Here is a 19,074-nt window from a genome sequence, read left to right as displayed (position 1 = left end):
TCAGGGAGGTCCCCGGTGTCAGAGACTCCGACGCAGCCGCTGTTCGCTTCCGTCCTACGCGCCGCGCGGAAGCTGCGCGAGCTCGGCGATCCACTACCCGACGATCTCGTCGCCCAGCTGTCGAAGCTGGAGACCAGCGAGCTGAGCGAGACGGATCGCCGCAACCAGCTCGAGGCCCTGGTAGGGCCGTACGTTCTGGTCGACGTGACGATCCACAAGGAGGGCTTCGCTACCTCCGCACCCGGCGCCGCGCCGCCTCGCCTGGTGCAACACGGCTGGCGCAGCTTCCTGGTCCGGGTCGCCAACCCGCACCGGCTCGAGGCGAACCTGTCCAGCTGGGACGGCGGCGTGTACGGCGTGATCGATCACCAGAGCCACTCCGCGCGGATCGCGCTGGCGGACACGTTGACCATTGTCCCGCGGATCAAGAACGCCTGGCTGGACGCGAAACTCGCCGGTCCGGATGCGCTGTCCGGCCTCGAGACCGAGTACCGGGTGATCAGCCTGTACGCCCGCGACAGCGGTGTCCGTTCCGGCGGGGTGATGCTGTTCGCAACGGACGAGCACAACCATCACAGCCTGAGCCGGTCGCCGCTCGGTCTCGCCGGGATGCGGACGAGCTTCGAGCTGCGCGAGTACGCCGCCAAGTTCGACTTCGACTGTGCGCCGGCCCGCGAGATAGAGCTCGACATCCGCGAACCCGACGGCCGCAGCTGCATGGCCGCGATCACGGTCGCGGATCCGCAAGGACGCGCGTACCCCTCCAAGGCGATGCGGCTGGCGCCGGACATGTTCTTCCAGGAACACGTGTACCGCGCGACCGGCGAGGTGATCGCGCTGCCTGCCGGGCAGTATCAGGTCACCGCGATCCGAGGGCCGGAGTACCGGCCGGTGCGGTTCGACACCTCGGTCGATCCGGAGACGCAGCGGATTCCGGTCACGCTCGACCGCTGGGTCGATCCGGCGAGCCGCGGGTACTACTCCGGCGACCCGCACATCCACGCCGGCGGTTGCTCGCACTACAACATTCCGAGCGAGGGCGTCACGCCGGAAACGATGATCCGGCACGTCCGCGGCGAAGGACTCTGGCTGGGCAGCGTGCTGACGTGGGCGCCGTGCTACTACCACCAGAAACAGTTCTTCAGCGGTGAGTCGATCAGCCCGCCGGCCGAGCTCGAGGACCCGCCGATGCAGGCCGCGCAGGGCATGACGTGGACCCCGCGACCGACCGACCGCGACGCAGAGAGCGCTTTGCGGTACGACATCGAGGTGTCCGGTTTTCCGTCCAGCCATTCCGGTCACCTGATCCTGCTCGGTCTGACCGACCAGGACTACCCGGGGACCAGCATCATCGAGGACTGGCCCTCGTGGAACCTTCCGGTACTGCGCTGGGCCAAGGAGCAGAACGCGCTCGTCGGCTACGCGCACTGCGGGATCGGGCTCGGCGTCGGCACCGAGGAACTGCCGAACTACGTCGTCCCGTCGTTCCAGGGCATCGGCTCGAACGAGATCATCGTCGACGTACCGCTCGGTGCCGCCGACTTCCAGTGCGGTGGCGAGTTCGCGCCCGCGGCCGAGCTGAACATCTGGTACCACCTGCTCAGCGTGGGTTATCGCACGCTGATGCTCGGCGAGACCGACTATCCGTGTATCTACGACGAAGGCCCGGGCGTCGGGCGTACGTACGTACGACTGTCCGAACCGCCGACCGGCCCGCAGGCGATCGAGGCCTGGATCGCCGGGCTGCGGGAGAACGCCTCGTACTTCGGTGACGGCCGGAGCCACGTGTTCGACCTGGCCGTCGACGGTGACGTCAGCCGGGAGCATCCGTTGGACGCCGCCGGTCCGGTCCGGGTCAGCGCGACCGTCGCCGCGTGGCTGCCGGAGGATCCGCCGGCGCCGCCACCGACCCGTCCGGTCTACAGCGCGCCCGTCGGCTGGCATCTCGAACGGTCCCGGATCGGTACGTCGCGGACCGTCGAGGTGGAGGTCGTACTGAACGGGCTTGTCGTCGCGACCCAGGAGATCGTTGCTGACGGCACCGATCAGGAGCTGAGCTTCGACGTCACGGTGGAGCGTTCGTCCTGGCTCGCGGTGCGGATCCTGCGCAGCGTACATACGCAGCCGATCTTCCTGGAGGTCGCTGGCCGGCCGATCCGGGCGTCGCGGCGCAGCGCGCAATGGTTGTACGACTCGGTCGACCAGCTCTGGGAAGCGAAGTCAGGATTCATCCGGGAGGGTGAGCGCGAGGCCGCACGGCAGGCGTACGACGCAGCGCAGGCCGCGTACGCGTCGAGACGAGCAGAATGTGAGGTCGACTGATGACGCACCAGGCGCCGGCCATCGGTTGTTGCGGTCCGGTCGAGACGGATGCGCCGATCGCGGTCACGATCAACCCGGAGGCGCGGGTGAACGTCGCCCGCAGCGGCGCGCCGGTCGGAACGTTGACGCCGGGTGCGTGGCACACGATCTCCGTGACGGTTGTGAACGACGGCTTCGTCACGGGACCGTTGGCTGTCGAGGCCGAGCCGGTTCGCGGCCTCGAACTCGACCTCACGGTGGCTGACCTGACCGGTGCGCCTCGGCAGGACGCCGGTTTCCGGGTGCGGCTCGACGAGCCGACGGTGGTCGACGTGACACTGACGTTCCGTGCGCTCGGAGCGCTTGGCGGGCTCGCGAACCACAGTACGGTCAACTTGCTGCTGTCCTCCCTGAGGTAGCGCGCGGGCTACCTGAGGCCGGTTGTTCAGGCCAGCGCGCCACGAACCTGGGCGCGGTTGGCTGGACGGATGTTGAGGTTGTCGGTCGGGGCGCTGCGGACCAGATGGCAGTTGTTCGCGGGCGCGGTGGTCGCTGTCGCGCTCGGGGTCGGCCTGGTGCAGTCCGGCCTGCAGTTGCTCGCGGCCACCGATCGCCCGGTGGTGCCGTCCGGGTTGTCGGCGTACCAGCGGGCGCAGGTACGGGAGGGGTACGTCGGCGCCGCGACGCTGCTCGGAATGTCGGTGATGCTCGCCGCTTTTCTGAGCGTCTTCATCGTGAGTACGACGTTCGGGTTCATCACCGTGCAGCGGCGGCGGGAGTTCGGGCTGCTCCGCCTGGTCGGGGCGCAGCGCTGGTACCTGTGCCTGATGGTGGTGACGGAAGCCGGTCTGCTCGGGGTGATCGGAAGCGTGCTCGGCGTACTCGTCGGATTGCTTGCGACGGTCGCGCAATCACGGCTGCTGGTGCAGCTGAAGATGTTGCCACCCTGGTTCGACGCGCCCTGGGACCAGGGAGCGATGTGGGCCGCGATGATCATCGGGGTCGGTACGGCGCTGGCCGGCGCACTGACGGCGGCCTGGCGGGCGTCGCGGGTGAACGCGCTCGAGGCGATCGTCGAGGGTCGCGCGGCGCGGCGGGCGATGACGCCGTGGCGGTGGTTCTGGGGCTTGTCCGCCGCCGCGGGCACGCTGTTGCTGGTGATCGTGGCGCAGGCTGCGCGGGATCTCGTTGCCGGGTTGATGATCGGGCTCGTCGTGATGATCAGCGGATCGGTGGCCTTGAGCCAGCTGAGCCCGGTCGTCGTACCGTTCGTCGGCCGGATCCCGGCGGTCGTTGTCCGCGGCAACTTGATCGCGGACCTGGCGCGGGCGGGGGTGCTGCACGCGGTACGGCGAAGTGCGGCGACCGCGGCGCCGTTGATCGTACTGGTCGGACTGGTGGTCGGGATGTGGGGCACGTTCGGGTCGCTGGCGAAGGCGGTCGGCGTCGAACAGGAGCGGCTGGTCACCGCCGACGTCGTGGTCGACCACGCGGTCGGAAACGGTCCGGGAATCGCGGTTTCCTCAGTACAGACCGTCGTACCGATCGCGGTGACGCGCGGCCGGAAGACGGTGTACTCCGAGGCGGTCGGGATCGATCCCGTGGCGTACCAGCAGACGCACAAGCTGCGGCCACGGAAGGGATCGCTCGATCGTCTGACCGGGAACACGATTGCGATCGGGCCGGGGATGGCGGCCGAAGGGTACAAGCTCGGATCGACGCTGAAAGTTGCTCTTGGCAACAGAAAGGTCGAGGTGCGAGTCGTCGCGATCATGCCGGAGACGCTTGACGTCAGCGAGAACTTCTTCGTTCCCAGGGCATTGTTGCCGGCCGGTGGGCGGACCGAGTCGCTGGTGAAGCTGGCGCCAGGCGGGTCTCTGGAGGGGCAGTCGGTGAAGCAGTGGGCGGCGGCGCGAGGTGAGGCGCAGCAGCGCAGCAACGCGGACCTCTTCGCCGCACTGATGGGACTGGCCGGGATCTTCACCGCGGTCGCGGTCGTCAACGCGGTGGTGATGTCGACCGCCGACCGGCGGCAGGAGTTCACGTTGTCGCGGCTGGCCGGGCTGACGCGGGCGCAGGTCGTGACGGTCGCGGTCGTCGAATCCGGGACCGTCGTCGTGGTCGGCGTACTGCTCGGAGCTCTCGTCGCCGGTGCTGCGCTCGCGGGGGTCGCGGCCGGGCCTTACGGCCTTGCTGCGGTGGCGATTCCGTGGCGGTTGCTGGGGTTGATCTTCGGGGCCGCGTTGATCGTGGTCGGCGGTGCGGCCGCGATCACTGCGGCGCGCGCGACTTCTCGCCGGCTCGGCACATACTGAGCAGGATGACGTGGTGGAACGGGCGGATCAGGTTGTAGTAGAACCGCCCGGCCGGCCGCAGGAACTTGATCAGCGTGACGACCTGGAACGTCGAGGGCTTCTCGTTGTCGGTGATGATCGCGAGGTAGCCGATCAGGTGGTTGTCGGTCACCTTGAGCAGCAGGTAGTGGTCTTCCTCGCCGCGCATGACGGTGAAGAACGCGTCCTTCTCGCCCGGCGTGAAACTCACCGTTTCCGGCCGCATTCCCCGCGAGTCCGGTACGCCGGTGGTTTCGAGCCTAAGTACGGCAGCCAGGGCCATCCGCACCGCGAACAATCCCTTCACCCAGAACGGCGTGTGGCTCAGGGCGTTCGCGGTGAACTCCCGCAGCGTCACGTCGCCGCGGGCCGTCTTCACGTCGATCTCGTCGACGACCGGGATCAGGTCGTCGAGTTCGTGCAGCGTGCTGGGCATGGCTACTCCTCTAGTCGATGAGGCGGAGGACGAGGTCGTAGATCTTCCGCACGTCCCGCGTGCCGATCGGCGGCACGACCTGTTCGGCGCCGATCAGGATCAGGTACAGCAACTGCGCGAACCGGTCCGGATCCACGTCCGCGTCCAGCCCGCGGCACAGCTTCTTCAGGTACGCCGTCCGCGCCTTGTCCACCCGCTCCTGCGCAGCCCGCACCTCCACATCCTGCAACGCCCAAGCCCGCACCGCGATCTCGAGCCCCGCACTGTCCGAGTCCGCCAACACCAGCCGCAACAGGTGCAGCAGCTTGTCCTTCGCGTCACCGGACTTCTCGACCGCGTCGATCAACCGAGTCGTGTACCGCAGCTCGAAGTACTCCAGCAAAGCAGCCTTGTATCCCGCGGCCCCCTTGAAGTGGTGGTAGTACGACCCTTTGGTGACCCCGAGCACCCCCGTCAACCGCTCGATCGTCACCGCCGGCGCCCCCTCCTCCGCCAGCAACCCCAACCCAGCATCCAGCCACTCACCCCGGCTCACCATGAACCCGACCATACCATACCGTTTGGTATGGTCGGGAGGCGAACGAAAACCCGCCGGAGAGTTCGTGCTCCGGCGGGTCGGTTGGGCGGTCAGGCGTCGGCGACGGTGAGGGCTTCGGCCTCGACCTCGGAGTGGTTGGCGGGGGCTCGTAGGTGGGACAGGGGTTTCCAGCCGGTGGCCAGGACGCCTACGGCGAGGAGTACGGCGATCGCGCCGACGTAGAAGGGGAGCTGGATGTTGAACTCCTCGCCGAGTTTGCCGGCCAGCCACGGGGCGACGGCGCCGCCGGAGAAGCGGACGAACGAGTAGGCCGCGGACGCCGTACCGCGCTCGACCGGAGCTGCACCCATCACGGCTTCGGTGATCAGCGTGTTGTTGATGCCGAGGAACAGGCCGGCCACGATCACGCCGACCGCGAGCACCGGCTTGTGGTGTGCGTACACACCCATCACCGCGAGGTCGACGGCGAACAGGAACAGTACGGTCATTGCCACCGGCAACGTCCCGAACCGGGCCTGCAGTCGCGGCGCCACGAACACCGACGTGAAGGCGAGGCAGAGGCCCCAGCCGAAGAAGATCAGCCCGATCTGCCGTGCGGACATCGCCAGCGGGAACGGGGTGAACGCCAGCAGCGTGAAGAACCCGAAGTTGTAGAGCAGTGCGGTGACCGCGACAGTCGCGAGCGAACGGTGCCGCAGCGCCTTCAGCGGCTCGATGACCGACGTACGGCGTGCTTGCGGCGGGGAGGCCGGCAACAGGAACGCGGTTGCGGCGAGCGCGATCGTCATCAGTACGGCGACGCCGAAGAACGGGCCGCGCCAGGAGATCGTGCCCAGCTCGCCACCGACGAGCGGGCCGGCCGCGATACCGACACCGAGCGCGGCCTCGTACAGGATGATCGCCTCGGCGACCGAGCCGGACGCCGAGTTCACGATCGTGGCGAGGGCGGTCGCGATGAACAACGCGTTGCCCAGACCCCAGCCGGCGCGGAAGGCGACGATCATGCCGATCGAGTTCGACAGACCCGCCAAGGCGCTGAACACGACGATCACGGCCAGGCCGATCAGCAGGGTGCGCTTGGCGCCGATCCGGCTGGAGACCGCGCCGGTGATCAGCATCGCCACCCCGATGACGGCCATGTAGCTGGTGAACAGCAGCGAGACCTGGGACGGGCTCGCGTGCAGCTGCTCGGCGATCGGCTTGAGGATCGGGTCCACCAGGCCGATGCCCATGAAGGCGATCACGCAGGCGAACGCGACCGCCCAGACGGATTTGGGTTGCTTCAGGAACGACGAGTTGCTCACCGGGGCGTGTCCTCCAACGGTTCGAGGGTGAGGAGTTCGTGGATGACGGCGACTGCGGCCTCCAGGGTGGCGAGGTCGGTCGCGGGCAGTTGACCCAGGTGCGCGGCGAGCGCCTCGCCGGCCTGATGCCGGGCGCTGCGCAGTTCGGCGCGACCTGCGTCGGTGAGGCTGATCAGGCTGGCCCGCGAGTCGGCCGGGTCCGGCGTCCGCAGTACCGAACCCTGCTCCTCGAGCCGCTGCACGAGGTTCGACATGGTCGGCTGCGACGTCCGGTCGGCCTTCGCCAGGTCACTGATCCGGGCCTGCCCGAGCTCGTCCAGCCGCCCCAGCACGCGCATGGCGGCATGCGGCAGCGTGTTCACGTTCCGGGTGGCCAGCCGCGACAACCGCGTCGAAGCCACCACCAACTCTTCACCGAGCCGAGTCAGGTCTGTAGCGATCACACCCACAAATATACATAGCTTTACTATGCATCTCCACAGAAGTGAACCAGATCACCCGCATGGACCTCCTCCCGGTTGGAGGAGGGCTGGCGTGGCGTTGCAGAGGGAGGCTGCTATTCGGAACAGTTGTCGGCGGTCGGGTGGTTGGGACTGCTGGAGTGCGCGGGCGTAGGTCTGTAGGAGTACGTGGTCGGCGGCTTCCGGGGAACCGAGCATCAGTTCGCAGAACAGGCGCAGGTGTGCGTCGAGCGCGGCGTCGCATTCCTGATCGGACATCAGAGTCCGAACAGTGGGAACAGCGCGCCTCCGTGGAACGCGACGATTCTGCTGACGCCCTGCGGGGTGAGGGTCAGTACGTGGATCGCGTGTGGCCGGTACTCGCCGTTGTGGTCGCGGGCGTACACCGCGAAGGCAGGCTGTCCGTTGGCCGAGGTGGGGACCAGGTCGGTCGGGCCGATCGTCCGCATCTGTTTGGCCAGGAACGCGACGATCGTGTCGCGGCCCTCGAACCAGGTGGCGACTGGAGGCATCTCCCAGCGCGCGTCCTCGGTCAGGACCGCGACGAGTTGATCGACGTCCGCGGTCTCGAAGGCCTTGGTGTACCGGTCGAGAAGTGCCCGCTGCTGTGGCTCGACAGGTTCGGCGAGGCTGTCTTCCCGGAGCGGAACCTGCGCGCGGGCCCGCTGCAACGCGCTGTTGACGGCCGCGGTCGTCATCTCCAGCAGCTCAGCGACCTCGGCGCTTCGCCACTGCAGTACGTCGCGCAGGATCAGCACGGCCCGCTGCCGCGGCGGCAGCTGTTGGAGCGCCCCGACCAGGGCGAGCCGCATCGATTGCCGTTCCAGCACGGCGGCTTCCGGATCGACCGGCGTGGTGGCGAAGAGGAAGTCCGGCATCGGCTGCAGCCACGGTATCTCTGGGGTGCGCTCGACCAGCCTGGCGTCCGGGTTCGCCTCGGGGGCGCCGAGATCCGCCGGTAGCGGTCTGCGCCGGCCCTTCTCGAGCGCCTTGAGACAAGCCCGAGCCGCGATGCGGTACAGCCAAGTACGCAAGGAAGACCGGCCCTCGAACCTGTCGTAGGCGCGCCAGGCGTCGAGAAGCACGTCCTGCACCACTTCTTCGGCCTCGTGGACCGAGCCGAGCATGCGGTAGCAGTAGGCCAGCAACTCGCGCCGGAACGGTTCGCTCAGCGTTCCGAAGTCCTCGCTGCTGACGTTCGATTCGACCACGGTGTGCATGATCCGCCTTCCCGAGTTCACAGTGAAGTCGCGCTCAATAGCCGATCGTGAAGCGGCGCTGTACGAAGCGCGGCAGCTCGGCCTCGTCGAGAACGGCGACGGCGGCGTCCTCGACGGAGATCCGGCTCCGCCCGTCCGCGTCGACGACGGGCTGGTCGGTACCGATCCGGAACCGGCCGGTGCGTTCGCCCGGGGCGATCTCGATGGCCGGGCTGAGATAAGTCCAGAGCCGGTTGGACGTACGGAACAGGTTCAGCGCATCGCCGTGGCCCCGCATCGCCGCCGCGTACTCGCGCGGCAACCCGAAGCCGTCGGTCGCGGCCCGGAGGAGCTCGTCGGAGTCCGCGAACACCTGTCCTGGCTCGAGTTCGAGGCTCGCGGCGCCGCCGACCACGATCAGCCGGACCCGGGGACGGCTCGCCAACGCGGTCAGCAATGCGGTGGCTGCCCGGGCATAGATGCCGGGGTCGGCGACGGCCTGTGCCACCGCGTCACCAGAGTCCTTGGCGGCGTTGCCGGCTCCGAATGCGCTGATCAGGACGTCGAGGCCGGGCAGTACGGCGGCGATACTGCCGGCGTCGGTGGCGTCGATCTGTTTCCACCGGATGTTCCCGCGGTCCTCCTGAAGGCCGGCGACGTCGCGACTGAACGCCGTGACCTGATGCCCGCGGTCGAGCGCCTCGGTGACGATCCGGCTGCCGATGGTTCCGGTCGCCCCGATGATCCCGATGTGCATGATTCTCCTGTACTGGAAGGGATTCCGGATCAGGAGACGGCGATGTCGAGCATGTCGATGGCGACCAGGACGAGCTGGTCGGCGCCGGCAGTGACGTACGCGCGGCGCATGGCCGGGATGACGATGCCGTCGACCGTGCGGTAGTCGGTGGCGTACAGCTGCGACTCGGTCTCGGGATCGACGATGTCGATGGTGAAGTCGTGGCGACGCAGCAGCCCGTCCGGGCCGAAGCAGAAGACCTGCTCGCGGGTATGGCTCTTGATGTGCTCGGGGAACGTCACGTGCAGCCGCCGCCAGGTTTCACCGTCGACCTCGATCGGCGTGAGCTCCGCGCAGACGAAGCCGGCCGACGTGAACACGAACGGCGCGTTCAGGTACGTCCACAGCGCTTCCCCGGTGAAGTACGCCAGATGCAGGTCGTCCCACGGCGTCTCGAACTGATGGCCCTCGAAGGAGCGCTCCGGGTCGTCGCGAGCGTCGATCACCGTGCCGTCGAGCCGCTCGAGGACGACCCGGCCGGGTTCGAAGACCGACCGCCGATCCTGGCCCGGGAACTCCATCGTCAGCCGTTCCTGTGTCGTGTCGACCTCGAAGCGGACCGCCTTCATCGCGTCGCTCTTTCCCTTGAGCTGCCAGAAGGCCCCGGTGACGGTGGCGTCGACGCGGATCGAGCGGATCCGGTTCCACCGGTCCATTCCGCCGTGCGCGGCGACGGCGGTGGCGAGTAGATCGTTCATTGCTTCACACCTCCCACGAACCGGCCGGCGTCAGTCGACGATCAGGCCGCCGGTCAGGTTGGCGACGGTTCCGGTCATGGCCGCTGCCTCGTCCGAGGCGAGGAAGACCGCGACCGAAGCGAGTTCGGCCAGCGTCGTGGGGCGCTTGCGGTGGGTCATCGCGCTCTCGGCGGCGACCAACTGGTCCTTGGGGATACCCAGCGTCTCGGCGTGCAGTCCCCACACGGTGTCGATGATCGGGGTATCGGCCAATCCGGTGGTACGCAGGCAGATGGAGCGGACGCCGTACTGCGCCCACTCGGCGGACAACGCCCGGTTGAGCGCCTCCATGGCTGCCCAGCCGACGCTCATGCCGCCGACCAGCGGCAGGCTGATCCGGGCCGGTTCGGGTGTGTGCATCATGATCACGCCCGAACCGCGCGGGATCATGTGCCGTGCGGCGGACTTCGCGGTCACGAAGTGGGCCTGGGCGTACGTCGTGACCGGCCGGAGGAAGTTGTCGACCGGCAGGTCGGCGAACGGGATGCCCTGCAGCCCGCGCGGCGAGAGTCCGATCGCGTTGAACGACACGTCGATGCTGCCGGCCGCGGCGACCACGGCGTCGAGGTGCTCGGTCACCGACTTCTCGTCCGTGGCGTCGACCACCGCGGTTTCGGCCGCTCCACCCGCGGCGGAGATTTCCTTGCCGACGGCATTCACGTTGTCGGGATGGAGCCCGGTCAGGAAGACCTTGGCGCCCGCGCGGGCGAATCCGTGCGCCACCGCGCTGCCGACCGCGCCACCCGCGCCGTACACGACCACGTTCTTGTTCTCCAGCAACATTGTTCTTCTCTTTCTCGTTGTCCACGCCACCCTGGCGACCTTCTACTCGTACTGAGGAGACCCCCGGCCGAAACTCATCGGAGTTGCCCGAGATCCGGCCAATCCCGACACTTGGGCAGTGCCCTCCCCGCTCCGCCGCCCCGCGTTCCGGTTGTTCAGTGCCGGGCGGTTGGTGTCGTTGCTCGGTAGTTCGATGGCGCCGGTGGCATTGGCGTTCGCGGTGCTGGATGCGTCCGGGGATCCTTCGCAGCTGGGGATCGTGCTCACGGTGCGGATGGTTCCGATGCTGTGCTTCGTGCTGCTGGGTGGAGCGGTTGCGGATCGGTTTCCTCGGCGGACGGTGCTGGTTGCGGCGCATGCGGGCGGGGCCGTTTCGCAGGGTGCGGTCGCTGTACTGCTGATCACGCACAACTACAGCCTTGTGCTGGTCGGTGTGTTGAGTGCGGTCAACGGCGTCCTGGATGCGTTCACTTCGCCGGCGTTGCGCGGATTGGTGCCGGAGCTGGTGGAGCAGGACCAGCTGCGGAAGGCGAACTCGTTGCTCAGTTCGATCCGGAACGCGACCAAGATCGTCGGTCCCGCACTGGCCGGGGTGCTCGTGGCGACCGTCGGCAGTGGGCCGACGATCGCCGTGGACGCCGTCAGCTATCTGCTGGCGGCGGTTCTGCTGGGGCAGGTCCGGGTCGGCACGCCGGTCGCGGCGCGGAGGGCGCCGGTGTTGAGCGACGTACGCCAAGGTTTGAAGGAGTTCCTGGGTATCCGCTGGGTCTGGGCGGTGACGTTGTCGTCCGCGGTGATGAACTTCGCGCAGACCGGCGTCTGGCAGGTGCTCGGTCCGCCGTTGACCGGCGAGAAGCTCTGGGGCTTCGCGCTCAGTGCACGCGGCATCGGGCTGCTCGTGATGAGTGCCCTGATGTATCGCCTGATCCTCCGGCACCTGTTGCGGACCGGTCAGCTGTTCAGCGCCCTCGGGGCGCTGCCGCTCGTCGCGCTCGGCGTCGGTGCCGGGCCGGTCTGGGTGCTGGTCGCCGCGTTCGCGGCCGGGAGCGGGTTCTCGATCTCCGGGATCAGCTGGGACACCTCGCTGCAGGAACACGTCGACCGCGGTGTCCTGTCCCGGCTCGCCTCGATCGACGACCTGTTGTCGTTCGTCGCGATTCCGGCCGGGACGCTGGCCGCCGGGCCGCTCGCCGACCGGTTCGGAGCACGGCACGTCACGCTCGTCGCGGCGATCGTCTACGCGGCCGCGGCGTGGATCTCGCTGCTGTTCAAGGAAGTTCGCGATCTGCCGCACGGCGCCGGGCGGGAGCCGGTCCCGGCAGCCGGCAGGTGAGTGCGCAGTACGATGCCCGGACACGGAGGACCGTTCGGGAGGAGGCTGTCCGGATGAGGACGTCTGCCTCTGACGGCGAGGAGTTGTCGCTCGCGGACCGCGCCTACCTGGCGCTCCGCGAGGGCATCATCGGCGGTCGGTACCCGATCGGCAGCCGGCTGCGGGAGCGGGAGTTGTCGGCCGAGTTACAGGTCTCGCGGGTTCCGGTCCGGGAGGCGATCGCGCAGCTCGAGGCCGAGGGGCTCGTGGTGACGCAGCCGCGGCGTGGCGCGGTGGTGCGGCAGTTGACGCTGGAGGACGTCGACGAGCTGTTCGACGTACGGCTGAGCCTGGAGGTGCTGGCGGCCCGGCTCGCGGCGGAGCAGGTACGGGCCGGTACGTCGACGGACCGGCTCCGCGAGCTGATGGCGACCGCGGACCGGGTCACCCGCGCCGGCGACGAACAGGCGATCCGCGAAGCGAACACGGCATTGCACCTGGAGATCGTCACGCTGTCCGGCAACCGTCTCCTCGGCGAGACGATGGCACCGCTGGTCGGCAGGATCCGCTGGCTGTTCGCCCTCACCGCGGACCGCGACCCGGCCGCCCAGTGCCGCGAGCACCACGAACTCTGCGCCGCGATCGAAGCCGGCAAGCCCGAGCTGGCCGAGGCCTTGGCTTACTCGCACATCGAACTGGGCCGGGTGCCGTCCCTCACCGCGCTCGCCGAGCGCCTGCCCCGGAACTAGAGTGCCGTCCGTGCGGTACGACGAATTCCTCGAGCGCTACAAGGCGGCGCAGCGTGAGTGGCGGCTCGGTGCCGTCGACGCACGCGAAGCGCTCGCCGGTTTACGTGCCGTCGTACCGGAGATCGACGACGAGCGGCTGCGGCAGACCGCGGTCTTCCTGATCGAGCGGTGGGCGGCGCACACGTCGCCCGCTGCCCGGGAGCGGTTGGAGCGCGCCCAGCGGATCGCCGCGCTTGCGGAGCGGGACGAGGGTGACGCCCGTGAGCGGGTCGCCCGGCTGGAGCACGGGATGCGCGACATCACGGCGGTCGCACGCGAGACGGACGACGAGTTCGAGCAGTACGCCGTCCTCGCGGTGAACGAACCGCTCGCCCGGCTCGCGGACAGCTGGCGAGCGGAACTCGGGGACTGAGATGCCGCTTCCGCAACCTGCCACGTTCGACGAGTTCATGCGGCTGCAGCACGTGGCCGCGATCAACGTCAGCGGCGCCGACCATTCCAGCTGGAACGGGACGTACGAGGTCCAGCCGTACGCGCTGACCGACGACGGCAAGCTGGTACTCGGCTCCGCGGGCTGGGACCACACGATCCGGTACGAAGAGGCGCGGGTGCTGACGCCGCTCCGGAACATGTTCCGCGACGCCGGTCAGGATGTGGGTGACGCGACGCTGCTGCAGTACCGCGAGGCCCTCGCCGTCGTGTACCACGAGAACCTGCACATGCTCGCCGGACCTGGCACCGAGCACTCGGACGCGAAGCAGGACTTCCGGATCGACGCGGTGCGGGCGCTCGAGGAAGGCGTGACCGAGAGCTTCGGTCACGAGACGCTGGACGACTACATCGACGAGCTCCAGCTCGACCGCGTCGCCCCCGGGATCAAGAACGTGGTCGGGCTGATGGCGTACGAGCGGTTCACGCCGGCGGCCGACACGCTGGCCTACGAACTCGCCACCCTCGACCGGTGCGACCGCTTCGAGATGCTCCGCCGACTGGCCGTCGTCAACGCGAGCGGCAAGTGGGCGGTCGCCGCCGGCGTCATCGCCGACCGCTACGGTCTCGGCGCCCCGCACTTCGCGAAGGAGCGCCAGTTCACCGAGCGCAAGATCACGAACGCGATGTGGAACCAGTTCGGGAAGCTCCCCGGGCTGTCGGCCGTCGGGTCGCACCAGCTCTTCGGCCGGTCGGCCGCGATCGGGCGCCGGGCGTTCGAGGAGGGCAGCGCGATCGCCGGGCAGCACTTCGCCCGGCGCGTGTCGTTCGGCGGCGTGGCGTCGCCGGGACGCAGTACGTCCGGGTGGGGCGCCTACGGAGCCCGCGGCGGTCCGCCGCCGTCGGTCAACCGTCGGCCCGGGTCTCCTGAGCGCTGACCTTGAACCAGCGCGCCGGGATGGGGCCGCGATGCAGGATGTGGGGGATGTCGGCCCAGGGGTAGAGCGGTTCGGTGGCGTCGAGGTTGCGGAGGCGGTGCAGGGCGCGTTCGCTCGGCTCGGCGAGGGCGGCGGCCGCTTCGGGGGTGTACGGGACGAAGTCCTCGGGCGGTTGCGGGCGGAGTTCCGGGTCGTACCGTTTCAGCAGGATGCACGTGTTCGCGGGGTCCAGGAGTCCGGCGTCGAGCGTCCAGTAGTCGAGCGTCGGCGAGCCGATCCGGCCCGATTCGTGCAGTGCCTGGAAGATCGGGGCCGGGTGGACCGGCGACAGGAACACGACGTCGCCCCAGGTGCAGTTCAGCGGATACACCGGGATGTCCACGCCGTGCGGCCGGCCGGCGTACTTCTGGAAATGCCGCTCGTGCAGATCCGGGTAGCGGTCGCGCAACTGGTTCAGCGGAAGGATCTCGTCGCCACGGACTTTCGTGGCGCCTTTGTACAGCAGAATGGTCATAAAAAAAGTCTCCGGCCCGGTTTCCCCGGTCGGAGACTGCCTTTAAATTATATCATGATCAAAGCCGTTCTCGGCAGTACGGCGTTCTTCTTCGCGGCACCTTGCGTGGTCGGTGGCGTCCTTCCGTGGTGGATCAGCGGCTGGGCGGCGCCGCGCTTCTGGCCCGGCGCCGTGATCGTCGCGGCCGGCGCTTTCGTCGTGCTGCGAACCTTCGTCCGCTTCGTCCGCGAAGGCCACGGCACCCCGGCCCCGATCGCCCCGACCGAAGCCCTCGTCGTCGGCGGCGACTACCGCTTCGTCCGCAATCCGATGTACGTCGGCGTCGTCGCGGCCGCCCTCGGCCAGACCCTGCTCTTCCTCGACTGGCGAGTCCTCGTCTACAGCGTCATCGCCTGGTCCGTGATGGCATCCTTCGTCCACTGGTACGAGGAACCGGTACTACACGCACGCTACGGCCCCCAGTACGAGGAGTACTGCCGCGCCGTACCGGCGTGGATCCCGCGGATTTCACGTCGCCAACTCTGACAGGAGTTCCGCTTTCCGGAAGTCGTCGAGGAACGACGCGCGGATCGAATTGGCTGCCAGTTGGCGCAATGTTTCCGGCGGCAGGGAAAGCGCCGCGTAGTTGTCGTCGACGTACCCGCCGAAGTACGCCGGGTCGTCGGAGTTGACCGTGACGAGCACGTTGCGCGCGAGCAGCTCCGGTAGCGGATGCAGGCTGAGGTCGGGGACCACTTGCAGCCGTACGTTCGACAGCGGGCAGACCGTCAGCGGGACCTGTTCGGCGGCCAGGCGGTGCACCAACGCGTCGTCCTCCAGACAGCGCACGCCGTGGTCGATGCGTTCGACCTGCAGCAGGTCGAGCGCTTCCCAGATATAGCCCGGCGGGCCTTCCTCGCCCGCGTGTGCCACCGCGCGTAGACCGTTGGCGCGGGCCTTCGCGAAGACGTCGACGAACTTCGACGGCGGGTGGCCGACCTCGGCCGAGTCGAGCCCGATCCCCAGTACCTCCACGTCACTGGCGAGTACGGCGTTCAGCGTGGCCATCGCAGATTCGGCGCTCTCGTCGCGCAGCATCGCTACGATCAGGCCGGTACTGATCCCGTGCCGCTGTTCGGCCGTGCCGAGTGCCGAGGTGACGCCTTCGAGGACCGCTGCGAGCGGGATGCCGCGCGCCGTGTGGGCCTGCGGATCGACGAAGACCTCGGCGTGCCGGACGCCGGCGACCGCAGCGCGAACGAGGTACGCCTCGGTCAGCTCGGCGAAGTCCTCGCCGGTCCGCAGGGTCGCCATGTTCGCGTAGTACAGGTCGAGGAACGACTGCAGGTCGGCGAACTCGTAGCACGCGGCCAGCTCGTCCACATCGGCGTACGGCAATCGGATATGGTTCCGTTCCGCGAACCGGAAGATCATCTCGGGCTCGAGCGTGCCCTCCAGGTGCAGATGCAGCTCGGCCTTCGGCAGCGCGTTCATCTGGCCAGTTCCGTGGTGACGAGGTCCAGGAAGCGCGGGAAGTCGAGGTTGCGGGCGACCGTGATGAGCGGCAGGTCCGTCCACCTGTGGTGTGCGCGGCGGTCCACGACGGTCATGCCGCGGGTCAGCGGATCGCTGGTCGCGACATCGCAGTACAAAGAGGTCTCATCGACGAGCGTGCGGTCGACAGCGGCGGCGACGGCAACGCTGTCGATCAACGAGCAGTACGACTGGTACCCGCGGCCGTTGACGAACTCGACCACCCGCAGGGCGAGTGCTGCCTCCGCAGTGCCGGATGTACGCAGCGCGTCGAGGTCCTGGTCGCGGAAGTTGATGCTCGGGTGGGTCGCGACGTCCAGGCCGACCGCGAGCAGGTTGAAGCCGGCCCGGAAAACAGTGCGCGCCGCCTCGGGGTCGACGAAGACGTTCCATTCGCTGACTGGGTTCGCTCCGGTCGCCTGGCTCCAGGCATACGGCGTCTCGCCGAACGAGCCGCCGATGACGATCAGCTCGCCGAGCTTCGCCGGCAGGTCCGGGTCGAGTTCGAGCGCGGCGGCGACGTTGGTCAGCGGGCCGAGTGCGCACAGCGTCAGGTCGCCCGCGTACTCGGCCGCGACGTCCACGATCAGCTGTGCCGCGCTCCGGTCGTCGAGCTTTCGGTCCGACTCCGGGAGCCGGGATTCGGCCAGGCCGTCGCTGCCGTGCGAGAACGGGTCCGACGGGTAGTCGCCCGCACTGGGCAGCAGGGGTCCCCGGGCGACCGGGAGGTCCGGCGCACCCAGCAGGTCGAGGATCTTGAGGGCGTTGGCGGCCGTCCGGTCTGCGGGCAGGTTGCCGGTGACCGCTGTGATCGCCTTGAGGTCGAGGGCTCCGGACTTGTGTGCGAGGGCGATCGCGAGCGCGTCGTCCATCCCCGGATCGGTGTCGAGCAGCACGTTCTTCATAGAATGGGTATTATAGGCATAACAACATAACCAAGGGGAGTGGTCGGGTGGTCCGGAAGATTGCCGTGCTCTCGCACGCGGTCCTCGACGAGGTGTACGAGCCGTCGGGCCGGCGGATGCACGCCGAGGTCGGCGGGGCCGGTGCGTACGCGGCGGTCGGTGCCAGTCTCGTGTCGTTGCCGATGGCAAGCTTGCTGGTCAGTGGTACCGGGTCGGCCGACCTGGCATCGCTCCAGGGCTGGTGCCGGGAACGGGCGATCGACCCGAGTGGACTGTTCGTCGTCGGCGAGCGCGGGCCGCGGACCCGGATCCAGTACTTCGCCGACGGTGAGCGTACGGAGACGCCGGTCTACGGCCTCGCCCACTTCGACGCGCACACGCCGCTGCCCGAACACATTCCGCCTGATGTGGACCTCGGGGCGATGTATCTGTTCCACGCGGCCGAGGAGCCGTACTGGGAAAGTGTCGCCGCTTTCCGAAGACGTGTTCCGATCCTGTGGGAGGTATCGGCCACCGCGACCGAGCTCGACCTCGTGCGCAGGCGGGCCAGCCTGGTCGACGTGGTCTCGCTGAACCGGACCGAGGCCTTCGCACTCTTCGGGACCGGCGACGTCGGCGCGGCCGCCCGGGCTGCGAGCAGTCTCGCGCCGATCGTCCTGCTGCGACTCGGCGCGGACGGCTCGGTGCTGCTCCAGGCGGGCCGTCAGGTGCACATACCGGCCGCGCCGACGGTGGTCGTCGACCCGACCGGTGGCGGCAACAGCTACTCGGGCGCCTTCATCGCCGCATACCTCGAAACCGGCGATCCGCTCCGCGCGGCCCGTCTCGCGGCAGCGGCCGCGGCGGTGGTGGTGGCGACTCGCGGAGGGCCCTTGGTCGACGAGGCCGTACGAGCTGCCGTCCTGAAGGCGGCCGACTGAAAGGAACTGCATGAACTGGGATTCCAGCGCGCTCTACGACACCTATAAGTACGCGCACAACGTGCCGAAACGCGGACTGCTCGTCGACGGGCGGCCCGCGCTCTCGCGCATCGACCCGGACAAGGTCGCGCGGTACGTGCTGTTGATGGTGCGCGACCCGCTCTGTGCGTACGACGACGACCCGGCCACGCAACTCGCCGCCGAACTGGACGATGCCGAACGTATCGGTGAGTCCGGCATGTTCACGACCTGGAGTGGTACGCATCAGGGCGTCCCGGTCACGGTCGTGTCCGGCGGGAGCGGCTCGCCCGAGGCGGAGTTGATCCTGCACGAGCTGCTCGAGTTCACCACCGCGGACACGTTCGTCCGGGTCGGTGGTTCCGGCGGCATCCATCCGTCGGTCGATCCGGGTGATGTCGTCATCTCGTCGGGAGTGGTGCGCGACGAGGGGATGACGCAGGCGTACATCCCGGCCTCTTATCCGGGGGTGGCGTCGTACGAGGTCGTGGTGGCGATGGCGCGCGCCGCGGCCACGTTGGGGTTGCCGCATCACGTGGGCGTCACACGTTCGAGCGACAGCGATTTCTGCGGCGTCGGCCGGCCGTCGGTCGGCGGGTACTTCCAGCCGTGGCATCTGGACGTACTCGAGACGTGGGCGCGGGCCGGCGTGCTGAACGGCGACCGGGAGTCGGCCGCGATCGTGACACTGCCAGCGCTGTTCGGAAAGCGCGGCGGATCGGTGTGTTCGGTCGCCGACAACGTGATCGCCGACCGGCCGTTCGTGGCGGGGGCGGGGCATCGATCCGCGACGGACATCGCGCTCGCCGGACTCGTCGTGCTCGCGGAACACGATGCCGCCGTCACGGCAAGTGGCGGACAACGGTGGATTCCCGGATTACGTTGACAC

General features: G+C 68.6%; 21 protein-coding genes. 10 read left to right on the top strand and 11 right to left on the bottom strand.

The window, feature by feature from the left end; genetic code table 11:
• Positions 1 to 15 precede the first annotated feature (15 nt).
• From ACFYRU_RS07665 to ACFYRU_RS07655, 3 genes are all read left to right on the top strand, one after another.
• Entirely contained in the window at positions 16 to 2,322 is a 2,307-nt protein-coding gene (locus tag ACFYRU_RS07665; RefSeq protein WP_387654302.1) for a CehA/McbA family metallohydrolase, read from the top strand.
• Positions 2,322 to 2,720 carry a hypothetical protein gene (locus ACFYRU_RS07660; RefSeq protein ID WP_387654300.1) on the top strand — a complete coding sequence of 133 codons (399 nt, stop codon included), beginning with the start codon at positions 2,322 to 2,324 and terminating at the stop codon, positions 2,718 to 2,720. The genes ACFYRU_RS07665 and ACFYRU_RS07660 overlap by 1 nt, the downstream gene beginning before the upstream one ends.
• A gap of 69 nt (positions 2,721 to 2,789) precedes the next feature.
• On the top strand, positions 2,790 to 4,616 hold the full coding sequence (locus tag ACFYRU_RS07655; protein WP_387654298.1) for an ABC transporter permease: 1,827 nt from the start codon (positions 2,790 to 2,792) through the stop codon (positions 4,614 to 4,616).
• On the opposite strand, the gene ACFYRU_RS07650 is transcribed toward ACFYRU_RS07655, so the two are convergent.
• The 8 genes from ACFYRU_RS07650 to ACFYRU_RS07615 all read right to left on the bottom strand — a co-directional run bounded on the left by ACFYRU_RS07650 (position 4,573) and on the right by ACFYRU_RS07615 (position 10,888).
• Complete coding sequence (locus ACFYRU_RS07650; RefSeq protein WP_387654295.1) at positions 4,573 to 5,070, bottom strand: DUF2867 domain-containing protein; 498 nt, start codon at positions 5,068 to 5,070, stop codon at positions 4,573 to 4,575. The genes ACFYRU_RS07655 and ACFYRU_RS07650 overlap by 44 nt on opposite strands.
• Positions 5,071 to 5,080: 10 nt before the next feature.
• Positions 5,081 to 5,608 (bottom strand): TetR/AcrR family transcriptional regulator, encoded by a 528-nt coding sequence (locus ACFYRU_RS07645; protein WP_387654293.1) that lies wholly within the window; start codon positions 5,606 to 5,608, stop codon positions 5,081 to 5,083.
• Between the two features lie 89 nt (positions 5,609 to 5,697).
• On the bottom strand, positions 5,698 to 6,912 hold the full coding sequence (locus ACFYRU_RS07640) for an MFS transporter (protein WP_387654290.1): 1,215 nt from the start codon (positions 6,910 to 6,912) through the stop codon (positions 5,698 to 5,700).
• Positions 6,909 to 7,355, bottom strand: a complete 447-nt coding sequence (locus ACFYRU_RS07635) for a MarR family winged helix-turn-helix transcriptional regulator (protein WP_387654287.1) — start codon at positions 7,353 to 7,355, stop codon at positions 6,909 to 6,911. Before ACFYRU_RS07635 ends, ACFYRU_RS07640 begins: the two co-directional genes overlap by 4 nt.
• Before the next feature lie 275 nt (positions 7,356 to 7,630).
• Positions 7,631 to 8,584: a sigma-70 family RNA polymerase sigma factor gene (locus ACFYRU_RS07630; protein WP_387654284.1), complete on the bottom strand. Its 954-nt coding sequence runs from the start codon at positions 8,582 to 8,584 to the stop codon at positions 7,631 to 7,633.
• 43 nt (positions 8,585 to 8,627) lie between these two features.
• Positions 8,628 to 9,329 carry an NAD(P)-dependent oxidoreductase gene (locus ACFYRU_RS07625; protein WP_387654282.1) on the bottom strand — a complete coding sequence of 234 codons (702 nt, stop codon included), beginning with the start codon at positions 9,327 to 9,329 and terminating at the stop codon, positions 8,628 to 8,630.
• A gap of 29 nt (positions 9,330 to 9,358) precedes the next feature.
• Positions 9,359 to 10,066 carry a hypothetical protein gene (locus ACFYRU_RS07620; RefSeq protein WP_387654279.1) on the bottom strand — a complete coding sequence of 236 codons (708 nt, stop codon included), beginning with the start codon at positions 10,064 to 10,066 and terminating at the stop codon, positions 9,359 to 9,361.
• Between the two features lie 30 nt (positions 10,067 to 10,096).
• Positions 10,097 to 10,888 carry an SDR family NAD(P)-dependent oxidoreductase gene (locus tag ACFYRU_RS07615; RefSeq protein WP_387654277.1) on the bottom strand — a complete coding sequence of 264 codons (792 nt, stop codon included), beginning with the start codon at positions 10,886 to 10,888 and terminating at the stop codon, positions 10,097 to 10,099.
• Between the two features lie 118 nt (positions 10,889 to 11,006).
• Here ACFYRU_RS07615 and ACFYRU_RS07610 point away from each other — a divergent pair, with 118 nt between their 5' ends.
• Genes ACFYRU_RS07610 through ACFYRU_RS07595 form a run of 4 tightly spaced genes read left to right on the top strand, consistent with a single transcriptional unit; the run spans position 11,007 to position 14,316 of the window.
• Positions 11,007 to 12,221: an MFS transporter gene (locus ACFYRU_RS07610; protein WP_387654275.1), complete on the top strand. Its 1,215-nt coding sequence runs from the start codon at positions 11,007 to 11,009 to the stop codon at positions 12,219 to 12,221.
• Positions 12,222 to 12,274: 53 nt separating this feature from the next.
• Positions 12,275 to 12,949: a GntR family transcriptional regulator gene (locus ACFYRU_RS07605; RefSeq protein ID WP_387654272.1), complete on the top strand. Its 675-nt coding sequence runs from the start codon at positions 12,275 to 12,277 to the stop codon at positions 12,947 to 12,949.
• A 10-nt stretch (positions 12,950 to 12,959) separates the two neighbouring features.
• Entirely contained in the window at positions 12,960 to 13,361 is a 402-nt protein-coding gene (locus ACFYRU_RS07600) for a hypothetical protein (protein WP_387654269.1), read from the top strand.
• Between the two features lies 1 nt (position 13,362).
• On the top strand, positions 13,363 to 14,316 hold the full coding sequence (locus tag ACFYRU_RS07595) for a hypothetical protein (protein ID WP_387654268.1): 954 nt from the start codon (positions 13,363 to 13,365) through the stop codon (positions 14,314 to 14,316).
• Here the strand turns inward: ACFYRU_RS07595 and ACFYRU_RS07590 are convergent.
• Positions 14,285 to 14,830, bottom strand: a complete 546-nt coding sequence (locus tag ACFYRU_RS07590) for a hypothetical protein (protein ID WP_387654265.1) — start codon at positions 14,828 to 14,830, stop codon at positions 14,285 to 14,287. The two genes, ACFYRU_RS07595 and ACFYRU_RS07590, sit on opposite strands and share 32 nt — an antisense overlap.
• A 54-nt stretch (positions 14,831 to 14,884) precedes the next feature.
• Between ACFYRU_RS07590 and ACFYRU_RS07585 the strand changes: the two genes are divergently transcribed.
• Positions 14,885 to 15,355 (top strand): methyltransferase family protein, encoded by a 471-nt coding sequence (locus ACFYRU_RS07585; protein ID WP_387654263.1) that lies wholly within the window; start codon positions 14,885 to 14,887, stop codon positions 15,353 to 15,355.
• Here ACFYRU_RS07585 and ACFYRU_RS07580 read toward each other — a convergent pair.
• Both ACFYRU_RS07580 and ACFYRU_RS07575 read right to left on the bottom strand, forming a co-directional pair.
• Positions 15,338 to 16,303, bottom strand: coding sequence for an adenosine deaminase (locus ACFYRU_RS07580; RefSeq protein WP_387654260.1), 966 nt, complete (start codon positions 16,301 to 16,303; stop codon positions 15,338 to 15,340). The two genes, ACFYRU_RS07585 and ACFYRU_RS07580, sit on opposite strands and share 18 nt — an antisense overlap.
• On the bottom strand, positions 16,300 to 17,247 hold the full coding sequence (locus ACFYRU_RS07575; RefSeq protein ID WP_387654258.1) for a nucleoside hydrolase: 948 nt from the start codon (positions 17,245 to 17,247) through the stop codon (positions 16,300 to 16,302). The genes ACFYRU_RS07580 and ACFYRU_RS07575 overlap by 4 nt, the downstream gene beginning before the upstream one ends.
• A 47-nt stretch (positions 17,248 to 17,294) precedes the next feature.
• Here ACFYRU_RS07575 and ACFYRU_RS07570 point away from each other — a divergent pair, with 47 nt between their 5' ends.
• Both ACFYRU_RS07570 and ACFYRU_RS07565 read left to right on the top strand, forming a co-directional pair.
• Entirely contained in the window at positions 17,295 to 18,167 is an 873-nt protein-coding gene (locus tag ACFYRU_RS07570) for a carbohydrate kinase family protein (protein ID WP_387654256.1), read from the top strand.
• A 10-nt stretch (positions 18,168 to 18,177) separates the two neighbouring features.
• Positions 18,178 to 19,071 (top strand): nucleoside phosphorylase, encoded by an 894-nt coding sequence (locus tag ACFYRU_RS07565; RefSeq protein WP_387654254.1) that lies wholly within the window; start codon positions 18,178 to 18,180, stop codon positions 19,069 to 19,071.
• The last annotated feature ends 3 nt before the right edge of the window (positions 19,072 to 19,074 follow it).

It is taken from the genome of Kribbella sp. NPDC004536 (assembly GCF_042873835.1).
Classification (GTDB): domain Bacteria; phylum Actinomycetota; class Actinomycetes; order Propionibacteriales; family Kribbellaceae; genus Kribbella.
The sequence above is the reverse complement of the archived record's forward strand: the minus strand, read 5'-3'. Positions and strand labels throughout refer to the sequence as shown.

Excerpts from the sequence above, each read along its gene's own strand:
- ACFYRU_RS07645 (WP_387654293.1), bottom strand. The coding sequence starts at position 5,608 with ATGGTGAGCCGGGGTGAGTGGCTGGATGCTGGGTTGGGGTTGCTGGCG.
- ACFYRU_RS07565 (WP_387654254.1), top strand. The coding sequence starts at position 18,178 with ATGAACTGGGATTCCAGCGCGCTCTACGACACCTATAAGTACGCGCAC.
- ACFYRU_RS07575 (WP_387654258.1), bottom strand. The coding sequence starts at position 17,247 with ATGAAGAACGTGCTGCTCGACACCGATCCGGGGATGGACGACGCGCTC.
- ACFYRU_RS07615 (WP_387654277.1), bottom strand. The coding sequence starts at position 10,888 with ATGTTGCTGGAGAACAAGAACGTGGTCGTGTACGGCGCGGGTGGCGCG.
- ACFYRU_RS07585 (WP_387654263.1), top strand. The coding sequence starts at position 14,885 with ATGATCAAAGCCGTTCTCGGCAGTACGGCGTTCTTCTTCGCGGCACCT.
- ACFYRU_RS07660 (WP_387654300.1), top strand. The coding sequence starts at position 2,322 with ATGACGCACCAGGCGCCGGCCATCGGTTGTTGCGGTCCGGTCGAGACG.
- ACFYRU_RS07605 (WP_387654272.1), top strand. The coding sequence starts at position 12,275 with ATGAGGACGTCTGCCTCTGACGGCGAGGAGTTGTCGCTCGCGGACCGC.
- ACFYRU_RS07650 (WP_387654295.1), bottom strand. The coding sequence starts at position 5,070 with ATGCCCAGCACGCTGCACGAACTCGACGACCTGATCCCGGTCGTCGAC.
- ACFYRU_RS07625 (WP_387654282.1), bottom strand. The coding sequence starts at position 9,329 with ATGCACATCGGGATCATCGGGGCGACCGGAACCATCGGCAGCCGGATC.
- ACFYRU_RS07580 (WP_387654260.1), bottom strand. The coding sequence starts at position 16,303 with ATGAACGCGCTGCCGAAGGCCGAGCTGCATCTGCACCTGGAGGGCACG.
- ACFYRU_RS07655 (WP_387654298.1), top strand. The coding sequence starts at position 2,790 with ATGTTGAGGTTGTCGGTCGGGGCGCTGCGGACCAGATGGCAGTTGTTC.
- ACFYRU_RS07590 (WP_387654265.1), bottom strand. The coding sequence starts at position 14,830 with ATGACCATTCTGCTGTACAAAGGCGCCACGAAAGTCCGTGGCGACGAG.
- ACFYRU_RS07595 (WP_387654268.1), top strand. The coding sequence starts at position 13,363 with ATGCCGCTTCCGCAACCTGCCACGTTCGACGAGTTCATGCGGCTGCAG.
- ACFYRU_RS07620 (WP_387654279.1), bottom strand. The coding sequence starts at position 10,066 with ATGAACGATCTACTCGCCACCGCCGTCGCCGCGCACGGCGGAATGGAC.